The organism is Methylorubrum pseudosasae, from assembly GCF_029504475.1.
Classification (GTDB): domain Bacteria; phylum Pseudomonadota; class Alphaproteobacteria; order Rhizobiales; family Beijerinckiaceae; genus Methylobacterium; species Methylobacterium extorquens.
Window position 1 is genome coordinate 2,650,219 of sequence record NZ_JAQGDU010000002.1, and the last position, 15,531, is coordinate 2,665,749.

Consider the following 15,531-nt stretch of genomic DNA (forward strand, 5'->3'; position numbering starts at 1 on the left):
GACTCTTAGATGAGGTTCCAACTACGGTTGACCGCAATCGGCTTGTTCCAAGCATACTTCCCGAAGTGTTGGTTCTTTGCGTCACTTGCAAACGTGAGAAGAAATGCGTCCGCGATGTCCGGGCTTTTGCGGCCTTCCTTGCGGATTTCCTTCTTCGATTGCACCTTGTGCTTAGCGCCGACGAACTCGTACTTCGGCAGACAAAGCTCTGAGATCAGCGCTGGATTATTCGGAATGCTGACGTTCCCCGTCTGAAACCATTCCTTCCCTTTGAACCAAAGCTCGTCGCGGAAGCTGTAGTACCGATCGGGGTCACGGGCCTTGTTCGAGACAACCACGTCCTTCACCGGCAACCCCATCACCCGGAGCAGACCCGCGATGCCGTGGCCTACGCCGAGTGCGTCGATGCAAATCTCTGCCGGGCGGTCCTTCGCGGGGGTGCGGTCGTATTCCTCGCGAATCCTCGCGGCGAGTTGTTCGGGGTCCATATTCCCGTACAGGATCGGATCGCCCATCATGAGGTTATCGCGGCGCTTCACCAGAACGCTGCGATCTTTTCCGGTGCCGCTGGGATCGAAGCCCCAGATGACGGGGAATCCGGGGATCGGAATGACTTTGCGGTCGATCGCCTCAACGACGATATCGCGGGGAATCACCCCATCCTCATCTTCGAGGGGGAATTCGCCGAGCACCTTCACCCGGTACTCGTTCGAGCCGACGCCCCCAAAACTGGCGGTGATCGACTTCAACCGATCCGAGGTGATGCCGGGATTATCCGTGAGCTTGCCGTGCACCTTCGTCCAGACGGACGAAATGTCGGGGTGCTCCCACGTGTCGAAGAAGAAGCCGCTTGTACGCGAGGGGTTCGAGATGATGCAAAGCTTGGGGTTGGGGTCGGTGAAGATGTTCTGCAACTCTGCGAACACCTGATCGGGAACGCCCGTCGCCTCATCCACGAAGACGAAGTTGTTGATCTGGTGAATACCGCGCGCCGTCTCGACGTTATCCTTGTTCGCCAAGCGCCATTCGCAGAAGGCCGCAGTCGGCTGTGCCCGCCGGTAAACCCGCGTCGCTGTAAGCTCGAACTCTTCCTTCAGGTACGGCGGCAGTTTGGCGTAGAGGTTCGAGACTTCCTTCCAAATACCCGCTTTGATCTGGTCTTCAGACGGGCCGAAGATCGTCACCTGTACGTCGTTGTGGCAGACCAGCCCCCAAAAGATGAGCACCGCCATCGAGAAAGTTTTGCCGAAACCAATGCCGCCCCGGAACGTGATCTGCGTATTGCTTTGGTAAGCCTCAACGAACTCAATCTGTTTCGGGTTGAGGGTCGAACCGAATGCTTGCTCGCAGAAAAACGGAATATCGTCGCGGAACTTCTCTAGCAGAAGCACCAAGTCATTATGGGAGGCCAAGAGATACCTAAGAACTTGTTCTCAGGTATTTACCCGTTGACTGTATCCGGGCGATTTCCGCTTAAATAGTCGAGCACTCTATTGCAGAATTAGGAGAAATATGACGACAACAATTCGCGTCGCCATCGCCAACGGATACCGCCCGGCGCTTGACAGCTACGTTGAAACACACCCCGGCTTGAGCCGCGAGGAAGCGGTTCGCCTATGGGCGGAGGAGCGCTACGGCGGGTGGATCGCGCGTGAACTCGCAACGGATCAATTCGACATCGCCCTGGTGCCGGGCGGGGAACAGTTCGAGGTGGCATTCCGCTTCGAGGATCACGCCGCGCGGTTCCTCGCCGAAGTCGGCGGTCAGATCGTTCGGGGGAACGATGGGGAGGGCGTGTAATGGCGCGCCGAATCCTGACCAAGCCCAACCCGCACCTCGACCCGGAGAAATGCCGGGCTCGCGGTTTCCAAAAGGGTCAGGTCTCGAATCCCAAGGGTCGCACGCCGATTATCCGTGAGGTGCAAGCGCTGGCAAAGGAGCAGACGGAACTTGCCGTCAACACGCTGGTCGAGATCATGACCAACGAGCGAACCAACGGTTCGGCGCGCGTCCAGGCGGCGGTTGCCCTGCTAGATCGTGGATGGGGAAGGCCCAAACAGAGCGTCGATATCAAGGTTGACCATGATGCGAGCGGCCTCGCCGCGGCGCTCAATGCGCTTCAGGCGCGGGAGCGGGCCGTTGCGCTGGCTCCCCCGGTGATCGAGGCGGAGGTGATCGACGTGACGGTGATCGAAACGGTGAAGGACATCAACGCCGAGACGGCGGAGCAGCCCGCTCCGAAGCGCCGGGGACGACCGCCCAAGGTGACGCCTGAATCTTGATCGTACGATTCAATCGGCCGGTATGGTGGTATGCCGGTATGGAAGCCGACGCATCGCGAATTTGATGCGTCGCGCTGATCGTCAGGGTTTTATTTCTTCTTCCGCACCGCCGCTTTCGTGCCGCAGAATGGGCAGTAGCTTATCGTGATGCCCTTGGACGTAGCATGACTGCCGTCCGGTTCTGTTGGGATCATATAGACCATTGAGTTTTCGTTCTCGACGAAATTAGAAACGAAAAAGAATTTCCGATCTTCAATTGCGTCTTTGAACTGTTCGCAGCAGGTTGGCGGCCTCACCCATCCGAAGTTTCCGCCGACGTGATCCGGGTTAATGCTCAAGCTTACCTCCCTTGGTTGGGGGAGACTCAGGTAGGAGCTTGAGAGGAAAAATCAAAAACCCGTCATTGGAAACGGCTCAAAATTGTTTCCGCACTATCCCGATCGCGTGAAAATCCAAAAAGGGGGATGTGCCCCCCTCAGCCTCCCCACCCGGCGGGCGGCATGGCGACGATCCAAGTATTACCTATAATACTATCTCAGATACCGAACTCTTACCCTGCCGTTCATCGACCAAATGAGATCATTCTACCAGATTCGTTGAGTATTGCAACCCGACTTCACTGAGAAAGTCGAAGAAGAAGGCGCTGAACACTAGTCAGATGGTGGCTCGCTCGCCTCGCGCAGAAGGCCCGCTGAGCCGCCCTGCCCCGGATGTGGAGCGAGGGTGCGGGAAACAGCCGATGCCGCTCCACGGGCTTCCTAGACGATCTGAGAGGCATCATGGCGTGGCTGAGGATGTGCACCGGGCCTGTCATGCATCAAGCGCATCCCGTGTGTTGTCCGAAAGGGTATACCTCTACGTACGGACGCGAGCCGATCGGAAAGACCGTCCGTAAGGGTTGACTTCGCCTTACGGACAAGTCTTTATGCGGACGGCATCCTTGCGGACAGGCGAGAGTGAATCCTGTGCAGACGATCCTTTACGCCCGTGTCTCGACGGCCGACCAGACCAGCGCGCATCAACGCACGCAGGCGGAGGCGGCGGGCTTCAAGATTGACGCGGTGATCGCCGACGATGGTGTGTCGGGCGTCTCAACGATCCTCGCCGAACGCCCGCAGGGGAAGCGGTTGTTCGACATGCTTCGGCGCGGTGACGTACTGGTCGTGCGGTGGGTCGATCGCCTGGGTCGCAGCTACGCCGACGTAACCGAGACGATCCGCGAGTTCATGCGGCGGGGCGTGATCGTCCGCACGGTCATCAACAACATGACGTTCGACGGCGCGACCACCGATCCCGTCCAGATGGCCGTGAGAGACGCGCTGATCGGCTTCATGGCGGCCACCGCTCAGGCTCAGGGCGAGGCGACGCGCGAGGCACAAAAGGCCGGCATCGCGCACGCCAGGGATCGAGCGGACGCCTACCGTGGGCGGAGGCCGAGCTTCACGCGGGAGCAGTTCCAGACGGTGCGGGATCGGTCCGAGTTGGTGGGCGTGTCGGAGATCGCCCGCGAGACGGGACTGTCTCGCCAAACGGTCTACCGCATCCTTCAATCCCCGGCCGATGCGGAAGCCGCCCTGGGGCGATGGGAGGCGTGAGGCGGCGGCGCGGCCGGCATTGGGCGCGGGCCAAGCGCGGCCGGGAAATGTATGTTAGTATACAGTTATATTGTTACAGCGTGCAAACCCGGTGGCGTTAAGGCTGAGCTTATTCTTCGCCTCAGACCCATCGAATCCTGAAAGCAAAAGCCGCATCATCGTCCCCCGCGACGATCGCGAAGCATCGTGTTCCCCGGCGATAGACCCCACCCACGAAGACAGGCTGAGCCCGGCAATTGTTCGCAGAGCACCATGCGAGCACGTCCGCCGCATCGTCCTCACCGTCGAGCGTCAGCATCACGTCGGCACCGGCACGGCTCAAAGTGGCCGGAGCATCGCGGGGACAAACGAGATAGGCGATCGGGTCGTGCGAACCGCAACCGCGGGCTGTAGAAGCGTCGGAGTGATCGTGTTGCATTGAGAGGGTGGGCAAAGGATGCGGAGACCGAACTGGTTTCTCGGCTTGAGCGCTGTGGCGGGCAGCTTCGTCGGGTTGGCGCTCTGGATTCTCGCCGCCTACGTCGGATGGGGTTTCGTCTCGATGCCCACCGCGCAAGGTGCAGGCGCGGCCATGGGCGTGGTGGTGGGTGGGCTCTACCAGAACCGCAAAGCCATTCGAGGCACTTCCAACTGATCTCTTCATATCAGTATTTACGCACGAAAAAGCCCCAGAACCTTGCGGCGCTGAGGCTTTTCCGAGAGGAGGTATATATTATGAAGTGCGACCTCTTTTTAGCTGGTCCCATCGAGGATCGCAATATTATTTAGTCAATCGTCCGCTCCGACGCCCTTCATGAGCGTTTCCGACGATGGCGCACTCTATCGATCCTCTTGAGCGTCCCCAAACCGCACTCTATGAACGGTTGCTCAACGCTTGCACCCCGCCAGGGGTGAGGAAGTAAATAGACACCGCGAGGTTTTATCGTTATCGGTATTCCTTATATTCTCAGATAGTATGTAACTAAGATTTTGAAGGAGCTATAGAGTGCGAATCGATTACATTAATGCCCTTGCTGGTTCGGGCAAGACTTACGGGATTGCGTCATGGGCGGCGGATGAAGTGCGCAAGGGCCGCAAGATCATCCTCGTTCAACCGACTGCCCTTTTGATCGGTGAGACGGTGTTGACGACCTTTCCCCGCCAGGGTGTCCCGGCTGAGGTGGTGACGGTGGTCACCGCGCAGACGACGCCGCCCGGTGGGGTGATTGCGCGGATCATCGCCCATATGCGGGCGGCCGATGCCAACCGCGGCGAAATCCTTGTCATCACGCACGCGGCGTTCGTGTTGTTGTCGCAGCAATACGTACATGGGCGGGAGAATTGGACGGTCGTTGTCGATGAGGTGCTGGACGTTCATGCGGCGCACCAAATGAATCTTCCCAACACCCACGAAATCCTAACGCAGCATCTTGATATCATCAACGCGTCGAACACCGAATATTGGCAGGTTGGCAAGCGCCCCGGCTCGACCATGCTCGACATGATCGCGGAGAATTCGAAGCAGGATGAGGTGTACGGGCGCTTCTTCCAGGCGTTCGCGGGACGGGTGCTGTCGCCCGATTGGCAGGTGTTCGTTCAAGCGTCGTCGTACATGGCGCTCAAGGCGGAGATCGATGTTCCGGGGATCAAGCGTCAGTTGGTGGCGTCTGCGGTTCTTCGTCCGACGATCTTCGCGGGGTTTCGCCGCGTCATCATCATGAGCGCGTGCTTCGAGGAATCCTTGATGTACATGCTATGGTCACGGATGCCGACGATCGATGTCGAGTTCCGCGATGTCACGTCGATGATTAAGCTGCGCTATAGCGAGCACGTAAACGGCGATTGCCTCGACATTTACTATGCGATCGACGGATCGTGGAGCAAGACCGCGCGGGGGAAGACCGTTCGGACGCTCGACGGGGATGAGGTTGAGTTGTTCGACGGCATTCGCGCGGCGGCCCGTGGGTTGCTCGGTGATGCCTCGCGGTGCGCCTACTTGGTCAACAACGACGTGGGGGACGACGCGGATGAGACGGCCGAGAGGTTGCCCGCGTTCAGCCACGGGCTCAACACGTACCAACACCTTCACAACGCGGTGTTGTTGATCGCCATCAACCCTCCGCCGGGTCACTTCGGCTTCCTTCAACGCTTCGCCGACATCGAGGCGGAAGACATTCGATCGGCGATGTATCGGGCGTGTGTGTATCAGGCGGCGATGCGGATTTCCCTGCGTGATCCCGAATGCCGTGAGCCGCGGAAGCTGGTGGTGCCGGACCGGGCGACCGCCGAATGGCTTTCGGTGATGTTCCCCGGTTCGCGGGTGCATGACCTGGGGGTGTTCGAGACGGGCAATCCTCGCAAGCGCCGGGCCGATCGGATGTACGACAGCAGCGCGGAGCGACAGGCGGCGTACCGCAAGCGTGTGGCGTACGCCGCGCCCATTCTGTTGGATCGTGATCTGCGGGTGCGGTTGGTCAATGGTTACCAGATTCCTAACAAGCGCACGGCCCGCGCGGTGGAACTCACCGAGTCGATGAGCGAGACGCCCAACCTGCTGCTGACGACGATCGATCACGGTTTTCATGGATCGTTTCACCCCGCCGACGTGACTGTGGCCGCGCCGATCTCCCACTTCGCCGACAGCTTTGACGATCTTGTTTCGATCTTCCGCGAGTCGTCGGAGGAGCGACACGCCGCCAAGGGTGATTGCCTCCTCTGGGGGCCGGCGCATTTCGTGGATCGGGTCGGCGGTCGCGCCCGCGCCTACAACAACATCGCCTACTGCCGGCATGTGGTGCTGGATAACGATGGGGGCGATCTGACGCCCGAACAGTTCGCCATGCTCTTCCCCGGCCTGCGGATGGTGCTCTACTCGACGTGGAGCAGTTCGCGCGATCTTCTCAAGTGGCGCGCCCTTATCCCAAACCGATCATCTGGTTGACATCGATGGGTACAAACTGCTGACCGGTCACATCATCGCGCGGCTCAACGATCATGGATGGTACGCGGCGCGCGAGTTCGAGCGTGATCCCGATCTAGCCCGCACCGCCTCCGGCACGCACGGGTTCGACGTGAGCAAACTCAATCCGAGCAACATCCTCTACCTACCCTCGCGGGGCGCGCACCCGGAGGATGCGTTCTTCATCGATATGACGGGCGGGAGCCGTGCGCCGATCCCGGTGTTCGAATGGATGAGGGAGATCGCGGTTCCGCCGGAGCCGCCAGCGCTTCCGCCGCCGCCTCCGCCGCGTATGGCGAATCCCAAGGCGTCGGCGAAGCTTCAGGCGCTTCAGACGGCGCTTCTGGGCCGGGACGAAATTCGGCTCCGCGAGGGTCGTGACCGCCGGGTTGATGCGGCGTTGGAGCGGTGGCGGACCGGGGGCGATCTTCCCGGCCGCCGTGACGAGGGGTGGTGGCGACTGGCCTGCGATCTGTCTTTGGCGGGCGTGGATGAAGCGGAGTATCGCGCCACTATGCGGGCGGCGGCCGATGCCTCGACCGGAGATCGGGGAGCGCTCAAGGCCAAGGTTACGCGGATGTGGGCGCGCGCGCGAAAATAATATCGACGCACAACCCGGCTCCGCGCTATAACCGATCCATGGCGGATGACAGCGCCGAAACAGATTTCAGTCTTACCGCGCGGGGACTTTGCTCCTTCTCTTTCCTGTGCGGCATCAGAGCCCGGATCATGCGCCTGTCATCGCATGGTTCGGGCTTTTTGTTTAGGGTTTTATAATGAGTGTTCGCAAGCAAATATTTCGAAACATCAACGTTGCGGCGATCAATGCCGGGCTGCGGGATGGGCGGTTCTCGCTCGATATCCAGCCGGGAGAGCATTCATGTCGCGACGATATTCCCGATTGGTCTCTCAATGAGGCGGGTTACGAAGGTCACGTGACGGCTAGTCACATGGGATACGGGGAGATCAACATCCGGATCAGTTTGACCAAGCCATGCAAGTTGGAAAGTTCCGCTTGGCTTGAGCGCCGTGATGGAAAGTGGTTGCAAATCCCTGAACGGATCAGTTCGTTGTTTATGTCACGAGTGCCGCGTTCAATGGTTGGGGCACTCTTGCAAAACCATGTACTGCCGGAGGGGTACAAGGATAGCGGTCCGGTGAAGTACTGACCATGGCAACAACCGCCCAGATCAAACAACACCTCCTCCGCAATGCGAGCGTTCAAGCGAAAATCCGCGCACTATGGGAGGCAAAGTATCCGCACGTCATCGACATGACGACGTGCAATCATGCGCTCGTATGGAGCGAACCCTTCGGCGACTACTTGATCCTCCCCGAAGTGCATCGCTGGCTCGAAAAGAACGTCACCGAGAACGGATCGATGGTCCAGAATTACACGGTGCGGTTCGCCAATGAGGATGACGCCTTCGCGTTTAAGCTCCGTTTCGGATAATCGGCCGAACGTTTTAGTCGAATATTTCTCGACAATCAATTTGATTAATACAACGCTGACCCGGTATAATTTGGGCTGTATATCATTGGAGGATTTTGAAGTGTTTAAGAAGATTTTTGGCGAACTGTTTTCGATCGACGCCGCTCAGCCGGAGACCACCCACACCGCGAGCGCATCGCTGAGCGCGGATGCTCTCCACGATTTGGAGAGCCGGAAGCGCGCGATCGTCGCCGACATCACCCGGTTGGCGGCTGAGCTTGCGGCGTGCCCTGACCTGGGCGCACCCGTTGCGGGGCCGGTGAATCCTGCCGTAGCCGCGCCGCCGACGCTCTCTCTGGTGGGTAATGCCGCCGCTGCCGCGTGGCTTGGCCGGGGTGAGCCCTGGACGGGTGAGGTTGCCGCCACGTGCCGCGACGCTGAACGTGACTTCGGTCGCCCTTCCCCTGCTTTGTCCCCGACATGGGCCGAGGCATCACGCGCCTACAACGAAGGGCTCGACCGAGCCGCCAAGCTCCATGAGGCTGGTCTCGCGGCCGAGCGTGCGGCGGAAGCCCGCGGCAAGGGGCAGATGTGATGAGTGAGAACAACATCGAGACCGTAGCCGCTTCTGACGATCGGGTCACCTTGTACTTTGATTGCCTCGCGATCAATCCATCTTCGATGGCAGACGCCATCCTCGAAATCGGAAAGTACATCGGCTTTCAGGGCATCGACGTAGAACGGCCAACCGAGGAAGATTGGATTCCGCAGGGTTGGTATCGCCTCACGATGACAAATTCCGCTGCTGGCATGATGCGATACAGGTTCGCAACCGTACCAGAACGAGAAATCGAGAAGTGTTTGGATCGGTGGTTGAACCCGATCAAGTATCTTGAGGAGTCTGTTCGAGACTTGAGGGCCGATTTCGAGGCTCAAATTCTCTCTGGGCAGTCCTATTTGACTCCTACCGCAACACCTCTTCTCACGTCGTTGCTCTCATCGACCACCAGCGGGAAAGGGGCCACCCCATGAGCGTCCCGGCAAACAATTCGGTGGGCGATCGGGTGACCGTCTACATCGATTTGACCCGCCACGGTTATCGACCCGGCCCCCGCACGCTCTCCCATACACCGGCCTTTGCCGATTTGATGGGCGGCGCGATGATCGAAGTCGCCCACGGCCTGGGACTGCTGGGAATCCGGCAGATCGAGGTTGGGTGGCCGGAGATCGATGGTTGGATGACGGTGACCGTTCCCACCGCCGTCGCCCCGGCGGTCAGGATTGCCTACGCCTCGCCCCCTGCGTCGCAGATCGCGGAGTTCGAGGCGTACAAGCGCGCCGAGACCGCCTGGACCGATGCGCGCACCGCACTCTCGGTGACCGTGTTCACGCACCCTTGGAGCAACCCCAATGAGGTGTATGCGACGACCGTCCCCAGATCGTTGCTGCGCCGGGTGCTGGATCGCGTACGGGGGTGGTTCCGGTGAAGACGCCTCCCCGCCTGTTCGCGTTCATCGACGGGGCCGACTGCCCTGAGACGATCAAGGCGTCAAAGTCCGCCGCGATCCATTCGGGCCGTAGTGGCCGGAAAGAGATCGCCGGGCTCGCCGTACAAGCCTTCGAGAAGCTTTTGGCTGCGGAGAACGGAATCCTACCAAAGGATTACATCTTACGGGTCACCGTGAAGGTGACGCCACGATGATCCTGGGGTGGTTCGAATGTCCCGCCTGCCCTGAGGATCGAACGAGCTTTGGCGTCGTCGGCTCCCGCAACACGCTACTCCTCCGCGGGTGGGTGCCGGCACGCGAATGGGCCGAGTGGATTGATCGCCAGGGTTACGCGATCGTACAGCGCACCCGCTGGGGGCATCAGGCGGCGATCGAGCCGCACGATCTGGTCGCGATCAAGCTACGCTGGGGGTGAACGCAAAACGCCGCCCTTTCGGAGCGGCGTTTAACCAAACAGTTTTTTGGCTGGATCAAGCTGCCTGCTTGGAGAGAATATCCCGACGCTGCTCCTCCGTCAGAGCCCGCTTTGGGATATAGTGCATGCAATACTTACTCTGCACCAAAAGCAGTACACCCTTATCTTCGATTATTTGCTTGTAGTTCCGCCAATCATGCATCATGCGGCCTTGCTTATTCTCGAATGTGATTTGACTGCTGTTCCATTCAACATCGACAGGATGATGAAGATGCGCATGACGCTTCCAGATCATTCGCGTTTGGATTGGCAGGAACACATAACCGATTGAAAAAGCTACGACGAGCGCAACAACTGCTCCAAATACAAAGGAAGAAGCTGCACCGACAATTGCCTGCTGAAATGTTTCGGGATCGTTCGAGGTGACGTTGAAAATCACAACGGCGGCGATTACGGCGGAATAGATTAGTAGAGACTTTTTCGAGAACGTACTGTGACGAAAATAGAGACGGCTGCAAGCCAGCGCGTCATTGAGCGTTGGCTCATAAGAGGTCTGGTAGGTCGTCATTTGCACCCTTGCTCGAACCGAATCCCTCGCGTCAACGAGCATAGCCTGCACCTTCCGATTGTGAAAGGATCGGCCAAGCTGAACGCAAAACGCCGCCCCCTTCGGAGCGGCGCTTCGCAAAACAATTCCGGCGATTGGGTCAGGCAGCGATCACCGTCCCGGTCGTCGCTCGCGGCTTGTGGATGTGCAGGATCGCGACACAGACGTACAACCCCACGAGGATATCCCGGCACCGTAGACGCCACGCCTCATCGAGATCGGCCCAAGCCCATTCTTCTTCCAGGATCGTGCGGAACGCGCCCTTGAGCGCCTCGGTCGAATTGTTTTCCAAGGCTGACGCCATCGGGGCGAACATGCCCTCGCTCAGGATTTGGCTCGCGTCGAGAGCCCGGCCGCAGAGGGCTGAATCCGCGCCAACGATCTCCGCCAGATCGTCCGCCGCCGCCTGACAGACGGCGAACATCAGCGGGGAGATCGAGGGCCGCTCCATCCACGTGAAGCGCTTGCCGCGATTGCGCGCCCGGAGTTCGAGGGCGACGACGCGCTCGGCCCACGATACGTCGAAGAACATCGCCTCAAGCGATGCTACGGACATGAGTGAATAATGCACTTGTTTCATGCTCCGAAAAGAAGATTGTAGGAGAATCTTGAGGGTAGCGGTCTTAGTCGAGAAATAGACCGGTCTTTGACAGTGCGGCGACGGTCAGCGCGACCGCTGCGAGGAAGATGAGTTCGAGCATTACTTGCTCCTCAACGCGCGGCCGAAGAGATGAAGGATGCCGATGATGAACACCATCGGCGCGAGGTAGGCGGCGAGCCGGATGAGATCACTCATCGCGGTCGTTCCGCTCTTCGGCGTCCCGCTTCCTCGCGAGACCGAACAAATAAGCGGCGAGGAAGGCGGTGAGGGTGACACCGACGAGGAAGCTCGTTGGGATGTACCCCTCGGTGAGCCAGCCGAGACCGACGCCGATGAGGATGATGAGGAGGGGGGAGATACCGGCGCTGCGGCCGGAAGGTGGGGGCATTTGCGCACTCCGAAGTTGATATCATCTAATTAGGTGATATCACTTATCCCCGTCAATAGGAGATATCACTTTGGAGGGCGAATTGACCGCGTTGGGGATATCCGCCACACCCCGCCGGGTGGGACGCAAGCAGATCAATCATGAGCAGACGCCTGCTCGGTTCGCCGATGGCACGCTCGCGCGGATCGATGCCGCATTGGAGGGGAAGGAGAAGCGCTCCGACTTCATCCGCGTCGCCGTCGAGCGGGAGTTAGATCGCCGCGAGCGTAAGAAGCCCGCCGTCGAGCCACCTGCTGAGCCGAGCGCCAAGCCCTTCCGCCTCAAGCTTGAGCAGGCATCTTACCCGGTCGATTGGGAGCGGGAGGAATGGGAGAGAACAGAGCCGTTCGAGTCGGCTCCGATCCCAATCGCATCGGACGACGGGGACTCGTTTTGGAATGAGTTGCTCGGCTTCACGCCGTCGATCGCGCAACGGTTCGAAGAGCAAGGATTCATGGCCTGGGCGGTCGAGAACATCCCCAGCGCATCCTTCATCAAGGAATGGTATCAAGTCGAAGGGAAGGGTGGGACCGATCGATGCCGGTTCTGGCTCGAAATCCCGAACAACGCTGAGGCGATGTTGTTCAGCCTGCGCTGGAAGCTCCCGAAGGATTCTTCGTCCGACGCCTGAAACAGATCGATCCCGCCCAAGGGTGAGCGGGATCGTTGGGTGGGGGAGGCTCAGGCTGCGGCTTGCAGCGTTAACGGACCAAGCTTCGGGTCATCAGAGTAATAGCTTTCCGCCAGATGCCAGAAGGATTTCTGCGTGGTGAGCAGTCGATCCAACGCTGGCCTCAGAATTTCTTCCAAGTTCGGATAAATTTTGAACAGGTAGAACAAGCAAAACTTGGCCCGCGTCATCGCCAAAACGTCTTGTAGAAACTCTTTGCGGATCGGATGACTTTCGCCACCACCGAGCGTAGCGAAAGTTGCAGCGGAGCCCCCAAGGTCGAGGGCATAGCCTTCATGCTCGAATTCCTTGAGCCACTTGGAAAGCCCGTCCGGGGTATGGGGTCGATTTCCTTCGATTATGTGGTCCTGAGGCACGTACAGCCGCCACAGTAGGAGAAAATCATCGCGCGCCGGAACCCAATCGGCACTGCGTGCGGCGACCCACTCGGCTTCCATCGAGGCTATGATTGGCTTCGGCTCAGCACTCGTATCGATCGACATCACCCAAACTCCTCTAACCGTAAAGCTGCGCCCTCGTTCAGGATTCGTCAACTACAGCATCCGCGAATCTGGGGATAACGCTGCGGATATCGTTAATTCCGCGACCACTCATCTGTTCATGGCCGGCGGAAGACTGGTCGCGCTGTGTCGCATCATCGCCGTCAGCGCCGAATCTCGCTGTGCGCGGGGATCACACGGTTGCGGGCTCCGGCCGTCCCACCACTCGCGCCGCAACGATCCCGGAAATCAATTCGGCCGCCTTCGCCCGTGCGCGCGCCTGGGCGGCCGGATCGATTGGCGCTTCGACCCTCGCGCGCAGAACTGTTTCGAGGCTGCGGATTTCTCGATGGACGGGGGCGGTGATCGTACTCAACACCCGCGAGAACTCCGCCGGAGTGGGGCCGCGCCGGTCGTCCGCCCCTCGTACCCCTGCGCGAATGAAGCGCCGCACCGTCTCTCGGATCGCCCAGACCGGTTGGTCCCCGACGACCAGCATCCACGTCATCAGGTTGAGTTCGGCATCCTCTGCCGTCTCCCCGTAGGATCGGAAAGCGTTGCGCATCATCGTGACGTGCGCCCGCGCCTGAGCATCGTGGCCGTCGAGCGAGCGAACCAACTCAGCGTGCCGCGCATCCAGGGCGGATCGTTCGGCGGGAGATGGGGCGAACTCCGCCGCGATCACCCCGCGCCGAAAGTCGCCGGGGTCGGCCTCGACCTTGGGGGCGAACCGGCGGAGCAGGTCATCGATTTCGGGCGACGCGATCGAGGGAGCGCCTGTCTGGCGCAGCATGGGGACGGTCATGCGGCGATCCCCATTCCGAAGTCGGCACCGAGGGCGCGAAGCGCCTCGATAGCCTGCCGGGAGCGATGGTTGACAGGCGGGGCGCGCCGGGGCTCGAACGGCCGCTGCGGGGCCTGGGATGCCCGCTCTACGCGCAGCGTCACCGGACGTGTGTGGCGTCCGAACCGGTCACAGTGGAAGCGCCACGCCTCGGACCAATCCTCCCGCCAAGCCCGATCGTGCCCCGCCTCAGCCTCGCCCTGCCAGAACCGGGTGAAGTCGGTGGCCGTCCGCTCGACATCGAGACCCGCCGCTTCGGCGTAGGCCAGATCGCCTCCGATCGGAGACCAATCGATCGGCAGAGGGAGGGCTTCTCCCCCTTTTTTTTGATTTTGTTTTATATCTCTTAGGGGGGTGTGGGGGGACCTCTCTGCCAGCGTTACGTCACGTGACGTAACGTGACGGGCTTCGGCGTCCGCTGCGCGCTTCCGGCGCTGGCGCTCCGCCGCCATCTCGCGGGTGCGATTGACCTGTCTCAGCGCCTGATCGCCGAGCACCAACGCCGACGTGACCGCGGCGAACAGGTCGGGCGGGAGAGCGTGCGCGGCGAGCGCCGCAATCAAATCTTGAACCATCGGTCATCCCCATTCGGGACGCCGCGAAGGCACGACTAGAGACCCGTCAGAGGTTGACGGACTCGGTGAAATCGATATGAATGGGGGTGCGAATACTCCATTCGATACCGCATCACCGCAACTTCGGTGAAAGAGCCGTTCAACCCTTGCCGGGGTTGGGCGGCTTTTGCGCGTCTGCTGCCTATCGGTCGGTCGCGGCCATCCCCCATCCAAAACGAATCGCTGCGCGCCCACCATGGGCGGCAAACTCGCGTGCGAGGATGGCAGGATTCCAGGGGGGAGGCAAACCAGCTTCCGGCGCACGGTTACTGCGCGGACCACTCATCGTGATTTTGGTCGAACGAAAAACGTACCGGCCTTAAAAGACTACGCATCGTCTATGCGGTTGTCCGCCACCGCCCTCCCCTGGGCGTTACTCGGATGGGAGCGGCGATGACTTTCGACTGCCGAACAATGGTGCCGAACAATGGAAATTGACGACCTCTAACTCATTGAAATTATTGAATGTGACCGCTCACGGTCGGCGGCGACCATTTCATCACCTATCCGGTGCTGCGGGCGCTCGGGGCCGCCCGGCCGCTCGGGCTGATCCATATCGACGCCCACAGCGACACCGATGACACCCAGTATGGCGGGGCGCGGCTCACCCACGGCACGCCGTTCCGGCGCGCGGTCGAGGACGGGGTGCTCGACCCGCGGCGCTGCATCCAGATCGGCATCCGCGGCAGCATGGATGCGGCCGACGAGCGCGACTGGGCCCTGGCGCAGGGCATGCGCATCCTCACGATGGAGGAGGTCTGCGCCCGCGGCCTGCCGGAGGTGGCCGCGGAAGCCCGCGCCGTGACCGGCGACGGCCCGACCTATCTCAGCTTCGACATCGATGCCCTCGATCCCGCCTTCGCCCCCGGCACCGGCACGCCGGAGATCGGCGGCTTCACCACCCGCGAGGCGCTGCACCTGCTGCGGGCCCTGCGCGGCCTCGATCTCGTCGGGGCGGATGTGGTGGAGGTCGCCCCTCCGCTCGATTCCGCCGGCATCACGGCGCTGGCGGGTGCCGGCATCGCCTTCGAGATCCTGTGCCTGCTGGCCGAGCGGGTCGCCGCACGGCACTGACCGGCTTGAAAGACGGGACCCTGG

At 60.5% G+C, this 15,531-nt stretch carries 22 protein-coding genes and 1 pseudogene; 15 read left to right on the forward strand and 8 right to left on the reverse strand.

Annotated features, from left to right (window positions below; all coding sequences use genetic code 11):
* Nucleotides 1-5: 5 nt before the first annotated feature.
* On the reverse strand, nucleotides 6-1,391 hold the full coding sequence (locus tag M2437_RS13325) for a terminase large subunit domain-containing protein (protein WP_253387678.1): 1,386 nt from the start codon (nucleotides 1,389-1,391) through the stop codon (nucleotides 6-8).
* A 121-nt stretch (nucleotides 1,392-1,512) separates the two neighbouring features.
* Here M2437_RS13325 and M2437_RS13330 point away from each other — a divergent pair, with 121 nt between their 5' ends.
* Together M2437_RS13330 and M2437_RS13335 are read left to right on the forward strand one after the other, a co-directional pair.
* On the forward strand, nucleotides 1,513-1,800 hold the full coding sequence (locus M2437_RS13330) for a hypothetical protein (protein WP_253387679.1): 288 nt from the start codon (nucleotides 1,513-1,515) through the stop codon (nucleotides 1,798-1,800).
* Complete coding sequence (locus tag M2437_RS13335; protein WP_253387680.1) at nucleotides 1,800-2,282, forward strand: hypothetical protein; 483 nt, start codon at nucleotides 1,800-1,802, stop codon at nucleotides 2,280-2,282. Before M2437_RS13330 ends, M2437_RS13335 begins: the two co-directional genes overlap by 1 nt.
* 89 nt (nucleotides 2,283-2,371) lie before the next feature.
* Here M2437_RS13335 and M2437_RS13340 read toward each other — a convergent pair whose 3' ends face one another.
* Nucleotides 2,372-2,620 carry a hypothetical protein gene (locus M2437_RS13340; RefSeq protein ID WP_253387681.1) on the reverse strand — a complete coding sequence of 83 codons (249 nt, stop codon included), beginning with the start codon at nucleotides 2,618-2,620 and terminating at the stop codon, nucleotides 2,372-2,374.
* Nucleotides 2,621-3,247: 627 nt separating this feature from the next.
* Between M2437_RS13340 and M2437_RS13345 the strand changes: the two genes are divergently transcribed.
* The 11 genes from M2437_RS13345 to M2437_RS13395 all read left to right on the forward strand — a co-directional run bounded on the left by M2437_RS13345 (nucleotide 3,248) and on the right by M2437_RS13395 (nucleotide 10,170).
* Nucleotides 3,248-3,877: a recombinase family protein gene (locus M2437_RS13345; RefSeq protein WP_209688109.1), complete on the forward strand. Its 630-nt coding sequence runs from the start codon at nucleotides 3,248-3,250 to the stop codon at nucleotides 3,875-3,877.
* A gap of 436 nt (nucleotides 3,878-4,313) precedes the next feature.
* Nucleotides 4,314-4,511: a hypothetical protein gene (locus M2437_RS13350; RefSeq protein WP_209688110.1), complete on the forward strand. Its 198-nt coding sequence runs from the start codon at nucleotides 4,314-4,316 to the stop codon at nucleotides 4,509-4,511.
* 351 nt (nucleotides 4,512-4,862) lie between these two features.
* A complete protein-coding gene (locus M2437_RS13355; protein ID WP_499006791.1) occupies nucleotides 4,863-6,797 on the forward strand; it encodes a hypothetical protein in 1,935 nt (644 codons plus the stop codon).
* Nucleotides 6,798-6,927: 130 nt separating this feature from the next.
* The gene (locus M2437_RS13360; RefSeq protein WP_499006792.1) at nucleotides 6,928-7,416 is read left to right on the forward strand and encodes a hypothetical protein; all 489 of its coding nucleotides are present in this window, start codon (nucleotides 6,928-6,930) and stop codon (nucleotides 7,414-7,416) included.
* A gap of 175 nt (nucleotides 7,417-7,591) precedes the next feature.
* A complete protein-coding gene (locus tag M2437_RS13365; RefSeq protein WP_253387683.1) occupies nucleotides 7,592-7,984 on the forward strand; it encodes a hypothetical protein in 393 nt (130 codons plus the stop codon).
* A gap of 2 nt (nucleotides 7,985-7,986) precedes the next feature.
* On the forward strand, nucleotides 7,987-8,268 hold the full coding sequence (locus M2437_RS13370) for a hypothetical protein (protein ID WP_253387684.1): 282 nt from the start codon (nucleotides 7,987-7,989) through the stop codon (nucleotides 8,266-8,268).
* Nucleotides 8,234-8,842, forward strand: a complete 609-nt coding sequence (locus M2437_RS13375) for a hypothetical protein (protein WP_253387685.1) — start codon at nucleotides 8,234-8,236, stop codon at nucleotides 8,840-8,842. The genes M2437_RS13370 and M2437_RS13375 overlap by 35 nt, the downstream gene beginning before the upstream one ends.
* A complete protein-coding gene (locus M2437_RS13380) occupies nucleotides 8,842-9,279 on the forward strand; it encodes a hypothetical protein (RefSeq protein ID WP_253387686.1) in 438 nt (145 codons plus the stop codon). Before M2437_RS13375 ends, M2437_RS13380 begins: the two co-directional genes overlap by 1 nt.
* Nucleotides 9,276-9,734 carry a hypothetical protein gene (locus M2437_RS13385; protein ID WP_253387687.1) on the forward strand — a complete coding sequence of 153 codons (459 nt, stop codon included), beginning with the start codon at nucleotides 9,276-9,278 and terminating at the stop codon, nucleotides 9,732-9,734. The genes M2437_RS13380 and M2437_RS13385 overlap by 4 nt, the downstream gene beginning before the upstream one ends.
* Nucleotides 9,722-9,949 (forward strand): hypothetical protein, encoded by a 228-nt coding sequence (locus M2437_RS13390; protein ID WP_499006794.1) that lies wholly within the window; start codon nucleotides 9,722-9,724, stop codon nucleotides 9,947-9,949. The genes M2437_RS13385 and M2437_RS13390 overlap by 13 nt, the downstream gene beginning before the upstream one ends.
* Complete coding sequence (locus tag M2437_RS13395) at nucleotides 9,946-10,170, forward strand: hypothetical protein (protein WP_253387688.1); 225 nt, start codon at nucleotides 9,946-9,948, stop codon at nucleotides 10,168-10,170. Before M2437_RS13390 ends, M2437_RS13395 begins: the two co-directional genes overlap by 4 nt.
* Before the next feature lie 55 nt (nucleotides 10,171-10,225).
* On the opposite strand, the gene M2437_RS13400 is transcribed toward M2437_RS13395, so the two are convergent.
* The 3 genes from M2437_RS13400 to M2437_RS13410 all read right to left on the reverse strand — a co-directional run bounded on the left by M2437_RS13400 (nucleotide 10,226) and on the right by M2437_RS13410 (nucleotide 11,766).
* Nucleotides 10,226-10,738 carry a YcxB family protein gene (locus tag M2437_RS13400; RefSeq protein WP_253387689.1) on the reverse strand — a complete coding sequence of 171 codons (513 nt, stop codon included), beginning with the start codon at nucleotides 10,736-10,738 and terminating at the stop codon, nucleotides 10,226-10,228.
* A gap of 139 nt (nucleotides 10,739-10,877) precedes the next feature.
* Nucleotides 10,878-11,333 (reverse strand): hypothetical protein, encoded by a 456-nt coding sequence (locus M2437_RS13405; RefSeq protein ID WP_253387690.1) that lies wholly within the window; start codon nucleotides 11,331-11,333, stop codon nucleotides 10,878-10,880.
* Between the two features lie 232 nt (nucleotides 11,334-11,565).
* Entirely contained in the window at nucleotides 11,566-11,766 is a 201-nt protein-coding gene (locus M2437_RS13410; protein ID WP_253387691.1) for a hypothetical protein, read from the reverse strand.
* 70 nt (nucleotides 11,767-11,836) lie between these two features.
* Between M2437_RS13410 and M2437_RS13415 the strand changes: the two genes are divergently transcribed.
* A complete protein-coding gene (locus tag M2437_RS13415) occupies nucleotides 11,837-12,436 on the forward strand; it encodes a YlcI/YnfO family protein (protein WP_253387692.1) in 600 nt (199 codons plus the stop codon).
* A 50-nt stretch (nucleotides 12,437-12,486) separates the two neighbouring features.
* Here the strand turns inward: M2437_RS13415 and M2437_RS13420 are convergent, their stop codons facing one another.
* The 3 genes from M2437_RS13420 to M2437_RS13430 all read right to left on the reverse strand — a co-directional run bounded on the left by M2437_RS13420 (nucleotide 12,487) and on the right by M2437_RS13430 (nucleotide 14,394).
* The gene (locus M2437_RS13420) at nucleotides 12,487-12,978 is read right to left on the reverse strand and encodes a hypothetical protein (RefSeq protein WP_253387693.1); all 492 of its coding nucleotides are present in this window, start codon (nucleotides 12,976-12,978) and stop codon (nucleotides 12,487-12,489) included.
* A gap of 190 nt (nucleotides 12,979-13,168) precedes the next feature.
* On the reverse strand, nucleotides 13,169-13,780 hold the full coding sequence (locus M2437_RS13425) for a hypothetical protein (protein ID WP_253387694.1): 612 nt from the start codon (nucleotides 13,778-13,780) through the stop codon (nucleotides 13,169-13,171).
* Complete coding sequence (locus tag M2437_RS13430) at nucleotides 13,777-14,394, reverse strand: hypothetical protein (RefSeq protein ID WP_253387695.1); 618 nt, start codon at nucleotides 14,392-14,394, stop codon at nucleotides 13,777-13,779. The genes M2437_RS13425 and M2437_RS13430 overlap by 4 nt, the downstream gene beginning before the upstream one ends.
* Nucleotides 14,395-14,904: 510 nt before the next feature.
* Here M2437_RS13430 and M2437_RS13435 point away from each other — a divergent pair.
* A pseudogene (locus M2437_RS13435) lies at nucleotides 14,905-15,507 on the forward strand (arginase family protein); the annotation flags it as partial.
* Nucleotides 15,508-15,531: the final 24 nt, after the last annotated feature.

Coding starts and splice junctions, on each gene's coding strand:
- M2437_RS13385 (WP_253387687.1), top strand. CDS start 9,276: ATGAGCGTCCCGGCAAACAATTCGGTGGGCGATCGGGTGACCGTCTAC.
- M2437_RS13405 (WP_253387690.1), bottom strand. CDS start 11,333: ATGTCCGTAGCATCGCTTGAGGCGATGTTCTTCGACGTATCGTGGGCC.
- M2437_RS13410 (WP_253387691.1), bottom strand. CDS start 11,766: ATGCCCCCACCTTCCGGCCGCAGCGCCGGTATCTCCCCCCTCCTCATC.
- M2437_RS13380 (WP_253387686.1), top strand. CDS start 8,842: ATGAGTGAGAACAACATCGAGACCGTAGCCGCTTCTGACGATCGGGTC.
- M2437_RS13330 (WP_253387679.1), top strand. CDS start 1,513: ATGACGACAACAATTCGCGTCGCCATCGCCAACGGATACCGCCCGGCG.
- M2437_RS13375 (WP_253387685.1), top strand. CDS start 8,234: ATGACGCCTTCGCGTTTAAGCTCCGTTTCGGATAATCGGCCGAACGTT.
- M2437_RS13350 (WP_209688110.1), top strand. CDS start 4,314: ATGCGGAGACCGAACTGGTTTCTCGGCTTGAGCGCTGTGGCGGGCAGC.
- M2437_RS13420 (WP_253387693.1), bottom strand. CDS start 12,978: ATGTCGATCGATACGAGTGCTGAGCCGAAGCCAATCATAGCCTCGATG.
- M2437_RS13430 (WP_253387695.1), bottom strand. CDS start 14,394: ATGGTTCAAGATTTGATTGCGGCGCTCGCCGCGCACGCTCTCCCGCCC.
- M2437_RS13370 (WP_253387684.1), top strand. CDS start 7,987: ATGGCAACAACCGCCCAGATCAAACAACACCTCCTCCGCAATGCGAGC.
- M2437_RS13395 (WP_253387688.1), top strand. CDS start 9,946: ATGATCCTGGGGTGGTTCGAATGTCCCGCCTGCCCTGAGGATCGAACG.
- M2437_RS13335 (WP_253387680.1), top strand. CDS start 1,800: ATGGCGCGCCGAATCCTGACCAAGCCCAACCCGCACCTCGACCCGGAG.
- M2437_RS13400 (WP_253387689.1), bottom strand. CDS start 10,738: ATGACGACCTACCAGACCTCTTATGAGCCAACGCTCAATGACGCGCTG.
- M2437_RS13365 (WP_253387683.1), top strand. CDS start 7,592: ATGAGTGTTCGCAAGCAAATATTTCGAAACATCAACGTTGCGGCGATC.
- M2437_RS13425 (WP_253387694.1), bottom strand. CDS start 13,780: ATGACCGTCCCCATGCTGCGCCAGACAGGCGCTCCCTCGATCGCGTCG.